Annotated in this window: 1 protein-coding gene; it reads left to right on the top strand. The window is 71.2% G+C overall.

Going from position 1 to position 309, the window contains the following annotated elements:
- A partial coding sequence (locus EN850_RS35290) for a sigma factor-like helix-turn-helix DNA-binding protein (RefSeq protein ID WP_281407320.1) occupies positions 1-309 on the top strand: 309 nt, incomplete at both ends.

Consider the following 309-nt stretch of genomic DNA (forward strand, 5'->3'; position numbering starts at 1 on the left):
CTGAAGGAGGCCTTCGATCACGACTACCGCGAAATCGCCGACCTGATCGGCCACAGCGAAGCCAACTGCCGGCAACTGGTACACCGTGCCCGGCAGCGCCTGCACGCCGGACGGCCGCGCTTCAACGCCGATGCCAGCCAGCACCGGCAGCTGCTGGCGCGCTTCATGGACGCCTCGCAGCGCGGCGACAGCGAAGCGATCCAGGCCCTGCTGCACGCCAACGCGCTGCTGGTCTCCGACGGTGGCGGCGTGGTTACCGCCGCGATCCGCCCGCTGCGGGGCGCCGAGCGCATCGGCCGCCTGTTCTGG

The organism is Mesorhizobium sp. M8A.F.Ca.ET.207.01.1.1, assembly GCF_004794715.1.
In the GTDB taxonomy this organism is placed as follows: Bacteria; Pseudomonadota; Alphaproteobacteria; order Rhizobiales; family Rhizobiaceae; genus Mesorhizobium.